Origin of the sequence: [Clostridium] citroniae WAL-17108, from assembly GCF_000233455.1 — a bacterium.
In the GTDB taxonomy this organism is placed as follows: domain Bacteria; phylum Bacillota; class Clostridia; order Lachnospirales; family Lachnospiraceae; genus Enterocloster; species Enterocloster citroniae.
Genome location: NZ_JH376423.1, coordinates 408,310 through 427,352 on the forward strand (window position 1 = coordinate 408,310; position 19,043 = coordinate 427,352).

Consider the following 19,043-nt stretch of genomic DNA (forward strand, 5'->3'; position numbering starts at 1 on the left):
TATAAGAAGCGAAGAGGAGATGTACTATGTCAGAAAAAATGATCGAAAACAACAAGGTAAGCGTTATTGGTGAGATTGTATCAGGCTTTACCTTTAGCCACGAGGTATTTGGAGAAGGCTTTTATATGGTAGATGTTGCTGTGAACAGATTGAGTGAGCAGGCTGATATCATACCGCTTATGGTGTCGGAACGCCTTCTGGATATCCATCAGGACTATACGGGTAACACCATTGAGGCTCTTGGACAGTTCCGCTCCTACAACCGTCACGAGGGCGTCAAAAACAGGCTGATGCTGTCCATCTTTGTCAGGGAGGTCCATTTCCTGGAAGAATTTACGGACTACACAAAAACAAACCAGATATTCCTGGACGGCTATATCTGCAAACCGCCAATTTACCGAAAAACTCCTCTGGGCCGTGAGATTGCCGATATCCTGCTGGCTGTAAACCGTCCCTATGGGAAATCTGATTACATACCCTGCATCAGCTGGGGCCGCAATGCGCGGTTTGCGTCCAGCTTTGAGGTGGGCGCAAGGGTGCGGGTCTGGGGCCGCGTACAGAGCAGGGAGTACACGAAAAAGCTCTCTGAAACCGAGTGTGAGAAGCGCATTGCCTATGAAGTTTCCATCAGTAAACTGGAATGCGATGAAGCCTGATTTTTTTGAATCTCTTTGGAAAATCTTTCGGAAGATGTAAGAAATATTTGCAAAGTTGTTCAAACTATGCTATTATGAGCGAAGTCTATGAATGACAGACCATTCAGAAGAAAAAGCGAATAAAGCATGAGGTGCATGATGATGAAAGAAAGCATGATACAGGTTATCTGCGGGCCAGGCAAGGGTAAGACAACAAGTGCGATCGGCAGGGGAATCAGTGCGCTGACCAAGGGCAGCAATGTAATCATGGTACAGTTTTTAAAGGGTTCCATGGATATGGATAACATGGAGATCATAAAGCGTCTGGAGCCGGAATTCAAGATTTTTAGATTTGAGAAATCGCCTGTCTTCTTTAATCAGCTGTCAGAGGAAGAAAAGGAAGAGGCAAGGATCTGCATCCGCAACGGAATCAATTTTGCGAAAAAGGTCCTGGTTACGGGCGAATGTGATATTCTGATCCTGGATGAGATCCTGGGAATCCTGGATGAGGGAGTGATCACTCAGGAAGAGCTGTGTAATCTGATCAGTCAGGCCAGGCAGTCCGAGATACGCCTGATCCTCACCGGGAATGTATATCCCCAGACACTGGACCCTTATGTGGATGAGATCACCAAGATCCAAACCAGATATGAGCAGTAATGGGAAATGGGCGTAATACCCGGGATTTCCTGTTGACATCCTCCTCAGGGGATGATAATATAATACCAACAATCATAGAGTAGAGGTTGCGTTGATCAAGAGTAATCAAGCCCGATGTGGCAGGCACAGGGGAGGGTTTGATGAAAGGGAAAGACGCCGAAGAAGGAGAACGCCTGAATCAGTTATCCTTCTGGGCACATGGTGAACAACCGTGTGACTGTCATCCGGGTGGATGGAGAGCTACCAAAGAACGTGGATTCGCAGTAGTGCGAAGTTGAAACGCATGGGAAGGGCTGACATTTACCTCAGCTCTTTTTTGCTATTCTGGCACAGCTTTTCTGGGAACATGGCTGTGAATGGTTTTTACGGGAAGGGAAGCATACTGTGATTGAATCAAGAAAAAAGGAGAGAATAAAAGTATGGCTATTTTTGAAGGAGCAGGCGTTGCGCTGGTCACACCGTTTAAGGAAAATGGGGAAGTGAATTATGAGAAGCTGGAGGAAATCGTGGAGGAGCAGATCGCAGGAGGCACAGATGCCATCATTGCCTGTGGGACCACGGGAGAGGCTTCCACCATGTCCCATGAGGAGCACCTGGATGTGATCGGATATGTGTGCAAGGTATCCAATAAGCGGGTTCCTGTAATTGCAGGAACAGGTTCAAACTGTACGGAGACGGCGGTCTATCTTTCAGGTGAGGCTGAGCGCAGGGGGGCTGACGGGCTTTTGGTGGTGTCCCCTTATTATAACAAGGCCACGCAGAAAGGGCTTATGGCCCATTTCACGGCGGTTGCGGACGCGGTAAAGATTCCGGTCCTTCTTTATAATATACCGGGAAGAACAGGCGTGAACATTCTTCCCCAGACCATCGCCACCCTTTGCAAGGAGGTGGATAATATTGTGGGAGTGAAGGAGGCCAGCGGCAATTTTTCAGCCATCGCCACCCTGATGAACCTGTCCGATGGCAAAGTGGACCTGTATTCAGGCAATGACGACCAGATCGTGCCCCTCCTTTCCCTGGGCGGAAAGGGCGTTATCTCAGTTTTATCCAATGTGGCGCCCCGCCAGACCCACGATATCTGCGCAGCCTATCTGTCAGGGGATGTAAAGCGCAGCGCAGAACTTCAGCTGGCTGCGATCCCTCTGATCACAGAACTGTTTTGCGAGGTAAACCCCATTCCCGTTAAAGCGGCCATGAACATAATGGGGAAGAATGTGGGACCCATGCGCATGCCTCTAACTGAGATGGAGCCTCAGAACCAGGCGAAGCTGAGAGCGGCCATGATCGCCTACGGCATTCTGTAAGACAGTTAAGAAAGGACGGTAAGATAAATGGTCAGGATGATAATGCACGGCTGCAACGGGGCCATGGGCCAGGTGATAACAGGCCTTGCAGCAGATGACAAGGACATTGAGATCGTGGCAGGCATTGACCTGCGCCAGGGAACAGACTGCGGCTATCCCGTATTTACCTCCCTTGGGGAATGCAATGTAAGCGCGGACGTGATCGTGGACTTTGCATCCGCAAAAGCGGTGGACGGGCTTTTAAAATTCAGCGCCGAGACTGGGACCCCGGTGGTCCTGTGTACCACGGGACTTTCCCAGGAACAGCTTGCGGCTGTAAAGAGGACCAGCGCCAGTGCGGCTGTACTGCGTTCAGCCAATATGTCCCTGGGCGTCAACCTGCTCCTTAAGCTGGTCCAGGACGCCGCCAGAGTGCTGGCTGGTTCCGGCTTTGACATTGAGATCGTGGAAAAGCACCATAACCAGAAGATGGATGCCCCCAGCGGCACTGCCATTGCCCTGGCCGACTCTATGAATGGAGCCATGGGAGATTCCTATGAATATGTCTATGACAGAAGCGGGAAGCGGGAAAAGCGCAGCCCCAAAGAGATTGGGATCAGCGCTGTCAGAGGCGGATCCATAGTAGGGGAGCATGATGTGATATTTGCGGGCAGGGATGAGGTGGTGACATTCAGCCATACGGCTTATTCCAAGGCTATTTTCGCCAAGGGCGCCCTGGAAGCGGCCAAGTTCCTGGCAGGCAAGGGTCCCGGGCTTTACACCATGGCGGATGTGGTCCGGCTCTGATTAGCTGCATTTTTACATTTAATTCCATAGATGGCAGGATGTTCCACCATAATCTATTCTCGAAACGCACATAATAAAGATAGAAATCGAAAGGAGAATGCGATTATGAAAAAAATCAGACCTGCTATCTTAGCTATGTTACTGTTAGTCATGGTTTTATCTGTTACGGCCTGTGGAAGCAGTAATAACGAGACCCAGTCCACGACAGGTACCAGCCAGTCTTCCTCATCAGCAGCCACCTCTACCACTGGGGCAGAGAGCGGTATGTCCGGTTCTGCAGAGACCAATGAGGGCATTATCGATGGACTTGTAGATGATGTGGAGAAGGGTGTGGATGACGTAGGCAACGGCGTTAAGGACATCACAGGTGAATCAGGCAACATGTCTGAGTCAACCACCAACACATCCACCACAGAGGCTACACGATAATATAAAGAGTATATGGCGGTGAATACAAAGAGGACCCTTTCTCAGCCGGTGAGGCCAGGAAAGGGTCCATTTGGTCTTTGGGTCTTGCGGCCCGGTGCGGTTTGAATTATAATGAGTCCATAAAGTTATGGGGGAAATAACTGCAGATGAGGCTGTTGTATTATGTTAATGGGGTACGAATCCGTTTTGCCAGGCGCCAGGCTGTGAAAGGGTGGGCTAAGAGGCTGAAACTCTGTAAAAGGGAGCGGGGACCCGGGAAACAGGCCCTGCGCCGGGGGCTGCTTTTTCTGGCGGCAGGCGGAGTCATGTGGGGGATTTACAAAGGGGGATATATTGGTTTAATCCTTAAGGATATGACAGGGTTCCATATCATTGAGGAACGTGTTACAGGCGGAGACATGCTCCGGGAAGGGGAGCCTACGGTAAAAACAGGGCTGAACTTTCGTTTGGAGGATGGAAATTTCACTATTTTCAGGGTCCGGACCTATGAGGAATCAGGGAGTGATTAGCTGGGAAGAAAGAATTCATTAGGAATTTTAATGATTGTCCTGCTTGTATTCATATTCATATTGTATTATAATTTCTTCTGAAATGGTATTCTTTTATAGCGTCAGCTTATAAATCTATATCTACGTAACCATATGAATAAAAGAAAAGGACAGGTGGATACCCATGGAAAAGAAAGAGATGCTCTATGAAGGAAAAGCTAAAAAAGTCTATACAACCGAGGATCCGGATTTATTGATCGTATCCTATAAGGATGACGCTACGGCATTCAACGGATTAAAAAAAGGAACCATTGTAGGTAAGGGCGCTATCAATAACCGCATGACAAACTTTATCTTTAAGAAGCTGGAAGAAAAGGGAGTACCCACCCACCTGGTTGAAGAGTTAAACGACAGGGAGACGGTTGTGAAAAAGGTTGAGATCGTACCTTTGGAGGTAATCATCCGCAACTATTCCGCAGGCAGCTTTGCCAAGAAGATGGGAATGGAGGAGGGGATCAAGTTCAAATGCCCCACCCTGGAATTCAGCTACAAGAACGATGATCTGGGAGATCCTTTCATCAACAGCTACTATGCGCTGGCGCTGGACCTTGCAACCCAGGAAGAGATTGATGATATCACCAGATATGCATTCCTGGTAAATGAAGTACTTCAGGAATATTTCGGCGGTCTGAACATTGACCTGATCGACTTTAAGATCGAATTTGGACGTTACCACGGAAAGGTGATCCTTGCCGATGAGATTTCCCCTGATACCTGCCGCCTCTGGGATAAGGACACCCATGAGAAACTGGATAAGGACAGGTTCAGAAGGGACATGGGCAATGTAGAGGATGCCTATGAGGAAGTTTTCCGCAGACTGGGTATCCAGTAATCAATTTACATATAACGCCTGGGCTGATACCCAGGCGTTACCTTCTTTAACAGCGTGAACCGATGGACATAGGAAGAGAAAGGGACATGACTTCATGGATCAGAATCAGATGGACTTTGATATTGGGGCAGACAAGCTGCGCGAAGAGTGCGGGGTTTTTGGTATATATGATTTTGATGGGAATGATGTGGCATCAACGATCTATTACGGGCTGTTTGCCCTGCAGCACAGGGGGCAGGAAAGCTGCGGGATCGCGGTAAGCGATACACAGGGACCAAAGGGGAAGGTGGGCACACACAAAGGCATGGGCCTTTGCAATGAGGTATTTACCACAGAGATATTGGAACAGATGCACGGCAACATCGGGGTAGGACATGTGCGGTATTCCACGGCGGGCAGCAGTACCCGGGAGAATGCGCAGCCTCTGGTGCTCAACTATATAAAAGGCACCCTGGCCCTGGCGCATAACGGAAATCTGGTCAATGCACCGCAGCTGCGCCATGAGCTGGAGTACACGGGAGCCATTTTCCAGACCACCATTGACTCTGAGGTCATTGCCTACCATATTGCCAGAGCCAGGGTGAACACCCCCAGTGTGGAGAGCGCCGTGTCCCTGGCCATGAAGAAACTGAAGGGCGCTTATTCCCTGGTGATCATGAGCCCGCGAAAACTCATAGGAGCAAGGGATCCCTTTGGTTTTAAGCCTCTGTGTATCGGTAAGCGGGACAATGCCTATATACTGGCATCTGAGACCTGCGCATTGGATACCATTGGAGCGGAGTTTGTCCGGGATGTGGAACCCGGGGAGATCGTTACCATCACAAAGGACGGGATCGTGTCCGACCGGGAGATGTGTCCTAAGGATCCCGCCAGAGAGGCCAGATGCATTTTTGAGTATATCTATTTTGCAAGGCCGGACAGTGTCTTTGACGGGGTGAGCGTGTACCATGCCAGGATCCAGGCGGGCCGTTTCCTGGCCATGGATGCACCTGTGGAGGCAGACTTGGTGGTAGGGGTTCCGGAATCCGGAAACGGCGCTGCCCTGGGCTATTCCATGGAATCCGGGGTCCCTTACGGAACTGCGTTTGTAAAGAATTCCTATGTGGGACGCACCTTTATAAAACCCAAGCAGAGCAGCCGGGAATCGGCAGTGCGCATTAAGCTGAATGTGCTCAGGGAAGCGGTGGCCGGAAAACGGGTGATCATGATCGATGATTCTATTGTCCGGGGCACGACCAGTGCATTGATCGTGAACATGCTCAGGGACGCCGGCGCCATCCAGGTCCATGTGCGCATCAGCGCGCCGCCTTTTCTGCATCCCTGCTATTTCGGCACGGATATTCCATCGGAGGACCAGCTGATCGCCCATGGACATACGGTGGATGAGATACGAAGGATCATAGGGGCGGATTCCCTTTCCTTTTTACAGACGGAACGCCTTCATGAGATGGCGGCCGGAAAGCCCGTATGTATGGCCTGCTTTAACGGTGTTTATCCCATAGAACCGCCTTCCGCAGACATCAGGGGAACTTACGAAAAGTAAACAGCGGTTGAATACAGGCCTCTGTTATGATAAGATAAAGACCACGAAATGATTGAATATGGAGGAAATGACATGAGTGACACAGACAGATACGTAAGCCCTCTTTCCGAGCGCTATGCCAGCAGGGAGATGCAGTATATCTTTTCACCGGATATGAAGTTCAGGACCTGGAGGCGTCTATGGATCGCCCTGGCTGAGACCGAGAAGGAGCTGGGACTGGGGATCACGGATGAGCAGATTGAAGAGCTGAAAGCCCATGCCCAGGATATTAACTATGATGTGGCAAAGGCACGGGAAAAGGAAGTACGCCATGATGTCATGAGCCATGTCTATGCCTACGGGACGCAGTGCCCAAAGGCAAAGGGCATCATCCATCTGGGGGCTACCTCCTGTTATGTGGGGGACAACACAGACATCATCATTATGACCGAAGCACTGAAGCTGGTGAGGAAAAAACTGCTCAATGTGCTCTCTGAGCTGTCACGCTTTGCCGATAACTATAAGGATCTTCCAACCCTGGCCTTCACCCACTTCCAGCCGGCCCAGCCCACCACGGTAGGCAAGAGGGCCACCCTGTGGATGATGGAACTGAAGCTGGATCTGGATGATCTGGACTATGTGATCCGTTCCATGCGCCTGCTTGGCTCCAAGGGCACCACAGGCACCCAGGCCAGTTTCCTGGAACTTTTTGACGGAGACCATGAAAGGTGCCGCAGGCTGGACCAGCGCATTGCCGAGAAAATGGGATTTGAGGGATGCTATCCTGTGTCGGGGCAGACCTATTCCAGAAAGATCGACAGCCGCGTCATAAGCGTGCTGGCCGGCATTGCCCAGAGCGCCCACAAGTTTTCCAATGATATCCGCCTGCTCCAGCACCTGAAGGAAGTGGAAGAGCCGTTTGAGAAAAAGCAGATCGGTTCCTCGGCCATGGCGTACAAGCGCAACCCCATGCGCAGTGAGCGCATCGCCTCACTGGCAAACTATGTGATGAGCGACATGATGAATCCCATGCTGGTGGCATCCACCCAGTGGTTTGAGAGAACGCTGGATGATTCCGCCAACAAGCGTCTCTCCGTTCCAGAGGGATTCCTGGCAATCGATGGAATCCTGGACCTTTATCTGAACGTGGTGGACGGTCTGGTGGTGTATCCCAAGGTGATCGAAAAGCACCTGATGGCCGAACTTCCCTTCATGGCAACGGAGAATATCATGATGGATGCGGTAAAGGCAGGGGGAGACCGCCAGGAGCTTCACGAGAGGATCAGGGAGCTGTCCATGGAAGCAGGCAGGAATGTAAAGGAAAAGGGGCTGGATAACAATCTGCTGGAGCTGATCGCAGCTGACCCGGCCTTTAACCTTTCACCGGATAATCTGAAGGCAGCCATGGATCCGTCCCGGTACGTGGGCCGTTCACCCAGGCAGGTGGAGGAATTTCTGGAGGAGATCATTTCCCCGATCCTGTCAGAAAATGCGGACGAGCTGGGAATGCGGGCTGAGATCAATGTGTAGGCCCCACCAGTGATATAATACAATACACAGCCGGAAACAGGGGCGCAGGGTCAGCAAATGCTGGCGGCGGACCGGTTTCCGGCTGTGCTGCCGTATGATGTGAAAGTGGATCCGCATCAGTTTGTTTCCTTAGCGTGACCCAATCTTGGTATTGTGGTTAAAATGGAAGAATGGTATAGTTGAATCAGGATACGCGTGTTGCTGAAAATGGATGCTAAAAGGATTCCATTGGAAGGAGAGGAATGGATGAATGTAAATCTGGAATACTATAAAGTGTTTTATTATGTGTGCGCCCACGGAAGCCTGACCGCGGCGGCCAGGCAGCTGTGCATTTCCCAGCCGGCGGTCAGCCAGGCTGTGCGGCAGCTGGAAAAGGAAACCGGCATCAAACTGTTTCTGCGCACCTCAAAAGGGGTTCAGCTCACAAAGGAAGGAGAACTTTTGTACCGCTACGTGAAAGCGGGAGTGGAGAGCCTTCTGGAGGGGGAAAAGATGGTGGAACGCGTGCTCGGCATGGATATGGGGGAAGTGCGGATCGGTGCCAGTGATATGACGCTGCAATTTTTCCTGCTTCCATATCTGGAGGAGTTTCACAAAGAGTATCCCAAAATCAAAGTGAATGTATCCAATGCTCCCACTCCGGAAACCATAAAAAGCCTGGAGGAGGGGAAGATTGATTTTGGGGTGGTGACCACGCCCTGTGAGTGCAGGGGAACCATGAACCAGATTCCGGTAAAAGCCATACGGAACGTTTTTATTGCAGGCAACAGTTTCAGCGGACTCAAAGGGAAGATCCTGGATTACCATGCCCTCTCCGGCCTGCCCTGTATTTTTCTGGAAAAAAATACCAGCACCAGGACTTTTATGGATGATTTCCTTTTAAAGCAGGGGATTGAACTGAAGCCGGAGTTTGAGCTGGCGATCAGTGACATGATCGTGCAGTTTGCAAAGCGCAACATGGGAGTGGGATGCGTGATGGAAGGGTTTGCCAGAGATGCCGTGGATGCAGGTAATGTGTTTGAACTGAAATTCAACATGGAGATGCCTTCCCGCCATATCTGTGTGGTGACAGGGGAATCCGGCCTGATCTCCATGCCCGGGCGAAAACTGCTGGAGATGATAACAGGACAGAAAATGGATGAAAACGGGATCTTACATTAGAGCGCGTGAAAATTCATTCCCGCAAAACACGCTCTAGTCTCAGATGGGTATAAGTAGTCATTATGGGAATCATAATAAAGAACGTCTTTACTTATAACGCATGATGTAGTAAAGTAATTATTGTTTTTTAATGAGCATGTACGGGAGATACCCGAAGGAGGATTTTAGTATGGTCAGAGCAATTGTAGGCGCTAACTGGGGCGATGAAGGAAAAGGCAAGATCACAGACATGCTTGCCAAGGAATCTGACATTATAGTACGTTTTCAGGGCGGAAGTAATGCAGGTCATACCATTATCAACGACTATGGCAAATTTGCCCTTCATCTTCTTCCATCCGGAGTGTTTTACCAGCACACCACAAGTGTCATCGGCAACGGTGTGGCGCTTAACATCCCATATCTGGTGAATGAGATCCAGGCACTGGTGGACAGAGGCGTTCCAAAGCCCAGGGTTTTGGTTTCCGACAGGGCCCAGATCCTGATGCCGTACCATGTGCTGTTTGACACCTATGAGGAAGCCCGCCTGGCCGGCAAGTCCTTTGGTTCCACAAAATCGGGCATTGCTCCCTTTTATTCAGATAAATACGCAAAGATCGGTTTCCAGGTCAGTGAACTCTTTGACCAGGAGCTTTTAAAGGAAAAGGCATACAGGGTGTGCGAGCAGAAGAATGTGCTGCTGGAGCACCTGTATCATAAGCCCCTTCTGGATCCCCAGGAGATCTACAATGAACTTTTAAGCTACCGCGGCATGATCGAGCCATATGTGTGCGACACCTCCGCATATCTGTATGAGGCCATCAGAGAGGGAAAGAAGGTTCTGTTGGAGGGACAGCTGGGCTCCCTTAAGGATCCGGACCACGGTATCTATCCCATGGTTACATCTTCCTCCACACTGGCTGCTTACGGAGCAATCGGAGCAGGAATACCTCCCTATGAGATCAAGGATATCACCACGGTTGTAAAAGCTTATTCCAGCGCAGTGGGAGCAGGCGCTTTTGTAAGCGAGATCTTCGGGGATGAGGCCGAGGAGCTGAGACACCGCGGAGGAGACGGCGGAGAGTATGGCGCAACCACAGGCCGCCCAAGGCGTGTGGGCTGGTTTGATGCCGTGGCTACCAGGTACGGATGCCGGATCCAGGGCACCACGGAGGTGGCGTTCACCGTGCTGGACGTGCTGGGATACCTGGATGAGGTGCCGGTATGTGTAGGGTACGAGATCGATGGCCAGGTAACCAGGGATTTCCCCACCACAGCCAGGCTGGAAAAGGCAAAACCTGTACTTACCAAGCTTGCGGGCTGGAAGTGCGATATCCGGGGAATCAGGAAGTATGAGGACCTTCCTGAGAACTGCCGTAAGTATATCGAGTTCGTGGAAAAGGAGATTGAGGCTCCTATCTCCATGGTTTCCAATGGACCGGGACGGGATGACATTATCATGCGCCGATGAAATAATGCAATGAGCATAAAACGGAGTGATCAGGATCGTTGATTCTGATTGCTCTGTTTTATTTTTGTCTTGTTCTTTTCAGGTGATTTTTTAAAGTAGAGTTGACTTAAAAAAAAATGTGGAATAAAATGATACTATGTTATTACCATAAAAGAAGCAGGTTGAATGAATGAAGCTGACAGAAACGGATAGGAAAATACTTAAATCATATGACACTGTGCTGGATGGATTGGCTGATTACCTGGGAGAGGGATGTGAAATCGTACTTCACAGTCTTGAGAACCTGGAACAGTCAGTTATTAAAATTGTCAATGGACATCACACAGGAAGACGGGTAGGGGCCCCCATCACCAACCTGGCACTGGAAATGCTGGATGAGATACAGAAAAATAAAAACCAGACAGGCATTTCGTATTTCACACAGAATAAAAAGGGAGAACCTTTAAAGTCTGCGACTATCGTGATACGCGGAGAGAATGACCGAACCATTGGACTTTTGTGCATTAATTTTTATTTAAACATGCCGTTGGCTGATTTCCTCTCTGTCTTTACTCAGGGAAATGGCTCCGGCGCGGGAGCGCAGGCAGAGGTCTTTTTGGACAGCAGCCATGGCCTTCTGGAGGATGCGGTAGCTAGCGCCAGGCAGGCAGTATCATGTAATCCCTCTATCTTACCATCTCTGAAAAACCGGAATATTATCCGTATGTTATATAATCAGGGAATCTTTAATATGAAGAATTCAGTGGATTATGTTGCCAGCCAGCTGAATATTTCAAAAAATACGGTGTACATGCACCTTAGGTATATAAAAGATGAACATAGGTAAAGTTTAAAAGAGAGCAAAGATTTGATCCAGGGAATCCTTGCTCTCTCTTTTTTTACCAAATTAATAAAAAAAAATTTATTAAATCTGTAGATTGACTAAACTAAAATTCATTGTTATAATAAAAATAGATAAAAATAATTAATAAAATATAAACAAAATATAAATAATTCATAAAGGAGGAAAAAGATGAAAGTAATTTCCACAACAAAGGCACCAGCAGCAATTGGCCCGTATTCACAGGCATATGAGGTAGGGAATCTCGTGTATGCATCCGGTCAGATTCCAGTGGATCCCGTTACCGGACAGGCGCCTGATGGAATTAAAGCCCAGGCAGAACAGAGCTGCAGGAATGTAGGCGCTATATTGGAGGCAGCGGGCCTAACCTATGAAAATGTCGTGAAGACAACCTGCTTTTTGGCGGATATGAATGACTTCCAGCAGTTTAATGAGGTTTATTCTGAATATTTCACGTCTAAGCCAGCCAGGAGCTGTGTGGCAGTCAGATCCATTCCCAAGGGGCTTTTGTGTGAGATAGAAGTGATTGCTGAAAAGTGAACAGTTAAAGTAAAAGGATGAGGAGGAATACGATGAACAGCTTTACAAACAGTGAAGTTAATTTGGAGGTCCTGAAAAAGCGTGCATACAACATGAGATGGGCGGAAGTGGAAGAGGGGATGATTCCGCTGACAGCAGCAGATCCGGACTTTCCGGCTCCCAGGGAGATTGCGGATTCATTGATCGAATATATAAAAGGCGGGTATTTTTCTTATACTCCCAAAAGAGGGTTCCCTGAATTTGGGGAGAGTCTGGCAAGAGCAGTAAAAAACAGAAAGAACGAGGATATTGACCCAAAGCTGGTACTGCCGGTGGACAGTGCTGCGCGTGGAATGCACATCATTGCTCAGGCTGTTTTGACCCCGGGAGATGAGGCCCTTGTGTTCGACCCGGTTGATTTTCTGTTTAAGACAAGTATGGAAGCAGCCGGTGCAAAGGTAAATCTGTTCCCCATGAAATTTCGTGAGGATGGCACCATAGATTTCAGCGATATTGAAAGCTATATCACACCAAAGACAAAGATGCTGGGACTTTGCAATCCCCACAATCCCCTTGGAAAGGTTTATCCGGTAAAGGATTTGGAATACCTTCTGGATCTGTCAGAGAAGTATGGTTTTTACATTATGAATGATGAGATCTGGTCGGATATCGTGTATTCTGATGCAGAGTTTAACAGCATTTGTTCCCTTGGAAAGGCAAGGAATAAGAGGACACTTTCCGTATTTGGCTTTTCAAAAAGCTTTGGGATTGCCGGCTTACGTGCAGGCTGCATTTATTGTCAGGATGAGGATATTTTTGAAAAGCTGGTGGAGGCATCCCTGGTTGATACCACTATAGGCGGCATCTCTTCACTGTCCCAGATTGCGGCAATTGCCTGCCTGGATAAGTGCTACGGATGGCTGGACCAGTTTGTAGCCCATCTTCAGTCCAACCGGGACTATGCATTGGAACGCCTCAATCAGATACCGGGAGTAAAATGCTATAGGCCTCAGGCTACATTTGTTATATTCCCGGATGTATCAGAACTTCCCATGAGCTCAGAGGAACTGGTGGAATATTTAAAGAAAGAGGAGAAACTGGCAATTGTTCCCGGCGGAAAACAGTTCTTTGGACCTGGGTCGGAAGGGCATGTAAGAATATGCCTGGCTACCAGCAGAGAAATCCTTAAAGAGGGCCTTGACCGTATGGAGCGGGGGATTCGTAAACTTGTGAAGGAGGCGTAATATGGCGAAAGTTCTTGTTGCATTTATTTACATGGTTGCTATCTTGGTCATAGGATTTGTCAGTGCCAAGCGGGTAAAGACAGCAGAAGATTTTGCTACGGCAGGAAAGAAAATTCCATTTTGGACTAATGTGTACTCCATGGCATCTGCACAGATTGGAGCCGGCGCCACTATGGGCGTGGCCAGTATGACCTATATGTATGGTTTTTCCGGCATGATCCTTGGATTCGGAGCAGCCACAGGGGCTATATGTTCAGGACTTATCTTTGCCAAAAAGATCAGGGAAGCCAATGTCACAACGATACCTGAACTTATAAGGAACCGTCTGGGTGAGCGAGTTGCAAATATGATCTGCATACTGACCATCATACAGGTATTCGGAATACTGGCAGGACAGGTACGCTCCCTTGGAACCATTCTTCAGATTTTCATACCGTCCCTCAGCCTGTTGAATGCAATTATTATCATGAGTGTCATTATGATGATCTATTCGGTAGTAGGCGGAATGGTAGCTGCCACGAATACGGATAAACTGAATGTCAGCATTATGATCATATCAGTTATGGTGATCACGCCTATTATTGCCATGATGAAGATCGGCGGTACCCATGGACTTGCTCTTAATCTGAGCGCGGATCAGAAGAGCCTGACCACCATGGGTATAGTCCCCATGATTTCCACCTTTTTATACTTCGGTCTGGTGGGTATGATCAACAATGAAAACTTCCTTAGAATATGCGGTGCCAAAAATGCACATGAGGCAAAGGGAGCAACCCTGACAGCCGCTCTTTTGATCTACCTTCCATATATGATTTTTGCCGGTCTGATCGGTATCATGGGCATTCTTTTGATCCCAGAACTGGGGACTTCCGATTCCATTATCCCTGCAATGATCGATAAGATGACAGGGGATTTAACAGGTGCATTCCTTCTTTCAGGACTTCTGGCAGCTGTTATGGGAACCGCGGCATCGGTTGCCATGGCTACCAGCGTAACATTTACCAAGGATGTGGCAGTACGTCTGAAACGTGACATGAGTGGTTCTGATGTGCTGAAGATTCAGCGTATTTCATTGATCGTATTTACAATTCTGGCCATTATTGTGGGATATCAGGGAACTTCCATTGTTACAATCATGGAAGATGTAGGTGCACCATGCGTGGCTGCATTGATCCCCATTTTCCTTGGAATGTTTTTTTGGAAAAAGACAAACCCCAGAGGAGCAGCCATTACGATCGCAGTTGCTGTGATATCCACGGTCGGCTACTGGTTAATGGGTTCACCTCTGGGAATCAGCCACTTCCTGTTTGGGCTGGCTTGCTCCACCATAGCCTTGTTTGTAGCCTGCCCATTAACTTACAGGGGAGAAGATGATAAGTAGGAGGTGAAATGATGCTATATACAGTACTTGATGTGATAATCATTGGAGGGGGATGCGGCATTGCTGCTTATCTTCTCTATAACATGCTAAGAGAGACATTTAGGAAAAAATAAAAAACAGGAGAACATACCAGATAGGGGATTCCCCCCTGTATGTTCTCTTGTTTTTTATTCTCGTGCGCCCGGCGGCGCACGTTTTTAACCGGTGAAAGTCTGGAATCCGCCCGGTAGTGGGAAGGATATAGCTGAAGGCAAGGGTGTCCATCGTGAGGTGGAATCTGAAGGAAGCCGGATGTGGGGAATATACTAACCCGCGGGCAAATCTCTGGTCTGACGAACAGAAATCACATCAGGCTATGCATGAGGGTAAGACTGCGAGCCAAGCCGAAGCCCAATAACTACACGGAATCATGTATGGTAAATGTGGCAGATGGATGGAGAGAAAGAAACGTGTGGTACCCGGGGAGGTCTGTTTTCTGGAAGCCCCAAAGGAGCCGAAGCCAGCGCAGGGATTTATACACTGTACTTAATTATAGTGCTTTATATGCGGAATACAAAAAAACAAAAGGAAAAGCATCGTACATCTAGACTGAAAACCTTATCGTTAGACAGTCTGACGCACGGTGGTGTGAGAGGACGGCGGTCAATCACCGCCTCCTACTCAATTGTAAGGTCTTCCTCCTGCTTTGGCTCCCCGTCTGGTCCATCCAATGGTTCCGGAGGATCGGAGGGTTTTAAGACCCGTGTCATCAGTCCCATGGAAAACATGATGATGGGTATGAACACCATGGAAAAAATTACTGCCATCAGGTGGTTTTTGGGGGCGCCTGTCACTGCCAGGACAATGGCAAGCACAAACAGTCCCACTAAAAGCACCACTCCGGCCAAAGCAAACATCCGTTTTAATTTCATAATATGACTCCCTTCGCCTTTCCTTCCGATCAAGGCTCCCGCCTCTTTTGGCGGTGAGCCGTCCGTGTTTTTAATCCTCTGCCAGTTCCTCCCAGCGCTGGTACAATTCCTCCAGCCGGGATGCGATCTCCTCCTTTTCCCTGTTCAGCTCCATCAGCCTGGCCACATCGGTATAAACCTCCTCCTGGGCCAGAAGACCGTCAATCTCGCTGTCCCTGGTTTCCAGGGCATGGATGGAATCCTCTGTTTTCTTAAGCTCATTCTGGCGTTTGCGGATCCTGGCCTGTTCCTCCTTCTGGGCTTTCCAGTCCATTTTCACATCGCTGGCAGGGGAGCCGGCAAAAGGTGCCGCTTCCGGACCTTCCTTTGAAGGTGAGGCAGGGGATGGGTTCCTTGCAGCAAATGCAGCTTCCACATCCTCTTTTTTCTCCAGGTAATAATCGTAATTTCCAATGTAATTGATCAGGGACCGGCTGGTCAGATCCAGGATTCTGGTGGCCGTCCGGTTGATAAAATACCTGTCATGGGACACATAGAGCACGGTTCCTGTATACCGGCACAGGGCGCTCTCCAGTATCTCCTTGGAGGTGATGTCCAGATGGTTGGTAGGCTCATCCAGTAAAAGGAAATTGGCATCGGAGAGCATCAGCTTTGCAAGGGATACGCGTCCCCGTTCGCCGCCGCTTAAGTCTTTGATCAGCTTAAACACATCATCTCCGGTAAAGAGGAAGGAGGCCAGGGTGTTGCGGATCTGTGTATTGTTCATGTTGGGATAGGTGTCCTGTATTTCCTCAAACAGCGTCTTTTCCATGTGAAGGACCTGGTGTTCCTGGTCATAGTAACCCACATGGACTTTGGAGCCCAGGCGGATCTCACCGCTGTCAGCGTCCAGGAGGCCGTTGATAATCTTTAAAAGGGTGGTCTTGCCCGTACCGTTATTGCCGATAATGGCAACCCGCTCCCCGCGTTTTATCTCAAAATCCACATTGGAAAATAAGGTCTGGCTGCCAAAGGATTTGCTCAGGTCAGTGACGGACAGAACATCATTGCCGCTGACCACATCCGGTTCCAGGCGGATATCCATGGAATCATCAATATCCACCGGCTTTTCCAACCTCTCTATCTTTTCCAGCATTTTTTCCCGGCTTTCAGCCCGGCGGATGGATTTCTCCCGGTTAAAGGATTTGAGCTTTGTGATCACCTCTTCCTGGTGTTTGATCTCCTGCTGCTGATTTAAGTATGCCCGGATTCTGGCATCCCGAAGCATGGCTTTTTTATCGCTGTAGGCAGAGTAGTTGCCTGAGAATACGGTCGCTGTTCCATTGTCCAGCTCCACGATCTTTGTGACGACCCGGTCCAGGAAATACCGGTCATGGGCCACGATAATGACGCTGCCGCTGTAGCTTTTAAGGTATGTCTCCAGCCAGGCGATGGATTCCATATCCAGGTGGTTGGTAGGCTCATCCAAAAGCAGGATATCCGGCTTGGTGAGAAGCAGCTTGCCCAGGGAAACGCGGGTTTTCTGCCCTCCGGAAAGGGTGTTGATGTGTTTGGTGAATTCCTCCTCCTCAAATCCAAGGCCCTTTAATACACCGGTAATCTCACTCCTGTAGGCATAGCCGTTGGCCAGCTCAAAGGAGTGGTTCAGGCGGCTGTATTCGGACAGCATGGACTCCAGTACATCGCCGGTGGCGGATTTCATCTCCAGCTCCAGGCTGCGGATCCGTTCCTCCATCTGGATGATGGGGCGCTTTACCTCTAAGAGTGCGTCATAGATGGTGCTTTCGCTGTCCAGATCCTGATGCTGCGCCAGATAGCCGATGGAGGTGCCTTTGCCAAGGGCTGCCACGCCCTGGTCTGCGGACAGTTCTCCGATGATGATCTTAAGCAGGGTGGATTTGCCCGCGCCGTTGATGCCCACAATGGCGGCCTTTTCATGTTCCTCCAGGTGGAAGGATACCTGCTTTAAAATATGTTTTTCTCCAAATGATTTGGTTATATTGCTGCATGATAAAATCATGGGTAACTCCTTTGTGCCAGACACTCAGCGCCTGGGTTGGGGCGCCTGTATGCGAAAATGTTTCGCTGTATGTTGTGAGGTTTTTAGGCTTTTTATTATCAAAAATTCTTTATTTTGCACTCATCAGTATAATATAAGAGGATATTTTTTTCAAGAACATACTTAAACGTGTTTGACATTTTTTTGACGCTTGTTTATAATAGAACCATTAGGTATGATTTAGATACTGTTATCTGGATCATTTTGATGTATCAGAGAAACGCGTAAGGGGAAGGTGGAACACGATGGAACGCAAAGAGATATCGAAGGCGGTAATTTCAAGATTGCCCCGCTATTACCGCTATTTGGGAGAGCTGATTGAAGAGGGTGTGGAGCGCATATCTTCCAATGAGCTGAGTGCCAGGATGAAGGTGACGGCATCACAGATCCGCCAGGATCTTAATAATTTCGGAGGATTCGGACAGCAGGGATACGGATATAATGTAAAGTACCTGTATGCTGAGATAGCAAAGATTCTGGGAATTGACCAGCAGCACAACCTGATTATTATCGGTGCCGGAAACCTGGGCCAGGCTATTGCCAACTATACGAATTTTGAGAGACGTGGATTTGTTATCAAGGGTATGTTTGATATCAATCCAAAGCTCATTGGTCTTGTGATCCGCGGAATTGAGATCCGGTCTGTGGATGATCTGGAGTTTTTTATCAAGGAGAACGAAATTCAGATCGCAGCCCTGACCATTCCAAAGACAAAGGCGTCTGAGATCGCAGACCGTCTGGTAAAGGCCGGCATTAAAGCTATCTGGAACTTTGCCCATACTGATCTGGTGGTTCCGGACGATGTGGTGGTGGAGAATGTACACCTGTCCGAAAGTCTGATGCGTTTGTCATACAGGGTTTGCAGTATGAACGATCAGGCGGAAATCGAAGGGAAAACGTCAAAGTAAGAAACAGCCGGCAAGCAAAGGAGAGTACCTTTTTGCTTGCCGGTTTTTGATTTCCGGGAGACCCCAATACGGTCTCTAAGTGCTCATAGCGAGCCACTCCACTAGGTTCGTGAGGGACCTTACCAAGTGGAGATGACATGCATCGCACGTAAGAGACCCCAATACGGTCTCTAAGTGCTCATAGCGAGCCACTCCACTAGGTTCGTGAGGAACCTTACCAAGTGGAGATGACATGCATCGCACGTAAGAGACCCCAATACGGTCTCTAAGTGCTCATAGCGAGGAGGTAAGCGGGGATGAGAACTTTGGTAACGGCAAAACAGATG

General features: G+C 48.9%; 18 protein-coding genes and 1 riboswitch. Of the genes, 16 read left to right on the forward strand and 2 right to left on the reverse strand.

Features of this window, described 5'->3' with window-relative positions:
- The first annotated feature begins 26 nt into the window (after window positions 1–26).
- The 15 genes from HMPREF9469_RS17035 (at window position 27) to HMPREF9469_RS17105 (ending at window position 14,839) form a co-directional block, all read left to right on the forward strand.
- Window positions 27–656, forward strand: coding sequence for a single-stranded DNA-binding protein (locus tag HMPREF9469_RS17035; protein WP_007864064.1), 630 nt, complete (start codon window positions 27–29; stop codon window positions 654–656).
- A gap of 138 nt (window positions 657–794) precedes the next feature.
- A complete protein-coding gene (locus tag HMPREF9469_RS17040; protein ID WP_007864066.1) occupies window positions 795–1,295 on the forward strand; it encodes a cob(I)yrinic acid a,c-diamide adenosyltransferase in 501 nt (166 codons plus the stop codon).
- 72 nt (window positions 1,296–1,367) lie between these two features.
- Window positions 1,368–1,546: riboswitch (Lysine riboswitch) on the forward strand.
- A gap of 168 nt (window positions 1,547–1,714) precedes the next feature.
- Window positions 1,715–2,599, forward strand: a complete 885-nt coding sequence (gene dapA, locus HMPREF9469_RS17045) for a 4-hydroxy-tetrahydrodipicolinate synthase (protein ID WP_007864067.1) — start codon at window positions 1,715–1,717, stop codon at window positions 2,597–2,599.
- Window positions 2,600–2,626: 27 nt separating this feature from the next.
- Window positions 2,627–3,385, forward strand: coding sequence for a 4-hydroxy-tetrahydrodipicolinate reductase (gene dapB, locus HMPREF9469_RS17050; protein ID WP_040416635.1), 759 nt, complete (start codon window positions 2,627–2,629; stop codon window positions 3,383–3,385).
- A 105-nt stretch (window positions 3,386–3,490) separates the two neighbouring features.
- Entirely contained in the window at window positions 3,491–3,814 is a 324-nt protein-coding gene (locus HMPREF9469_RS17055) for a hypothetical protein (RefSeq protein WP_007864073.1), read from the forward strand.
- A 146-nt stretch (window positions 3,815–3,960) separates the two neighbouring features.
- Window positions 3,961–4,323: a hypothetical protein gene (locus HMPREF9469_RS17060; protein ID WP_007864075.1), complete on the forward strand. Its 363-nt coding sequence runs from the start codon at window positions 3,961–3,963 to the stop codon at window positions 4,321–4,323.
- A gap of 163 nt (window positions 4,324–4,486) precedes the next feature.
- The gene (purC, locus tag HMPREF9469_RS17065) at window positions 4,487–5,194 is read left to right on the forward strand and encodes a phosphoribosylaminoimidazolesuccinocarboxamide synthase (protein ID WP_007864078.1); all 708 of its coding nucleotides are present in this window, start codon (window positions 4,487–4,489) and stop codon (window positions 5,192–5,194) included.
- A gap of 94 nt (window positions 5,195–5,288) precedes the next feature.
- Window positions 5,289–6,737, forward strand: coding sequence for an amidophosphoribosyltransferase (purF, locus tag HMPREF9469_RS17070; protein WP_007864080.1), 1,449 nt, complete (start codon window positions 5,289–5,291; stop codon window positions 6,735–6,737).
- A gap of 72 nt (window positions 6,738–6,809) precedes the next feature.
- On the forward strand, window positions 6,810–8,246 hold the full coding sequence (purB, locus tag HMPREF9469_RS17075) for an adenylosuccinate lyase (RefSeq protein ID WP_007864083.1): 1,437 nt from the start codon (window positions 6,810–6,812) through the stop codon (window positions 8,244–8,246).
- 246 nt (window positions 8,247–8,492) lie between these two features.
- Complete coding sequence (locus HMPREF9469_RS17080; RefSeq protein WP_007864085.1) at window positions 8,493–9,407, forward strand: LysR family transcriptional regulator; 915 nt, start codon at window positions 8,493–8,495, stop codon at window positions 9,405–9,407.
- Window positions 9,408–9,576: 169 nt separating this feature from the next.
- Window positions 9,577–10,854, forward strand: coding sequence for an adenylosuccinate synthase (locus HMPREF9469_RS17085; protein WP_007864087.1), 1,278 nt, complete (start codon window positions 9,577–9,579; stop codon window positions 10,852–10,854).
- A gap of 169 nt (window positions 10,855–11,023) precedes the next feature.
- On the forward strand, window positions 11,024–11,680 hold the full coding sequence (locus HMPREF9469_RS17090; RefSeq protein ID WP_007864088.1) for a helix-turn-helix transcriptional regulator: 657 nt from the start codon (window positions 11,024–11,026) through the stop codon (window positions 11,678–11,680).
- Window positions 11,681–11,866: 186 nt separating this feature from the next.
- Complete coding sequence (locus HMPREF9469_RS17095) at window positions 11,867–12,235, forward strand: RidA family protein (RefSeq protein WP_007864090.1); 369 nt, start codon at window positions 11,867–11,869, stop codon at window positions 12,233–12,235.
- Window positions 12,236–12,267: 32 nt separating this feature from the next.
- Window positions 12,268–13,458 (forward strand): pyridoxal phosphate-dependent aminotransferase, encoded by a 1,191-nt coding sequence (locus HMPREF9469_RS17100; RefSeq protein WP_007864092.1) that lies wholly within the window; start codon window positions 12,268–12,270, stop codon window positions 13,456–13,458.
- 1 nt (window position 13,459) lies between these two features.
- On the forward strand, window positions 13,460–14,839 hold the full coding sequence (locus HMPREF9469_RS17105; RefSeq protein WP_007864094.1) for a sodium:solute symporter family protein: 1,380 nt from the start codon (window positions 13,460–13,462) through the stop codon (window positions 14,837–14,839).
- A gap of 656 nt (window positions 14,840–15,495) precedes the next feature.
- Here the strand turns inward: HMPREF9469_RS17105 and HMPREF9469_RS17110 are convergent.
- Complete coding sequence (locus HMPREF9469_RS17110; protein WP_007864098.1) at window positions 15,496–15,750, reverse strand: hypothetical protein; 255 nt, start codon at window positions 15,748–15,750, stop codon at window positions 15,496–15,498.
- Window positions 15,751–15,820: 70 nt separating this feature from the next.
- The gene (locus HMPREF9469_RS17115; protein ID WP_007864100.1) at window positions 15,821–17,770 is read right to left on the reverse strand and encodes an ABC-F family ATP-binding cassette domain-containing protein; all 1,950 of its coding nucleotides are present in this window, start codon (window positions 17,768–17,770) and stop codon (window positions 15,821–15,823) included.
- Window positions 17,771–18,054: 284 nt separating this feature from the next.
- Here HMPREF9469_RS17115 and HMPREF9469_RS17120 point away from each other — a divergent pair, with 284 nt between their 5' ends.
- Complete coding sequence (locus HMPREF9469_RS17120; protein WP_007864102.1) at window positions 18,055–18,717, forward strand: redox-sensing transcriptional repressor Rex; 663 nt, start codon at window positions 18,055–18,057, stop codon at window positions 18,715–18,717.
- Window positions 18,718–19,043 lie beyond the last annotated feature (326 nt).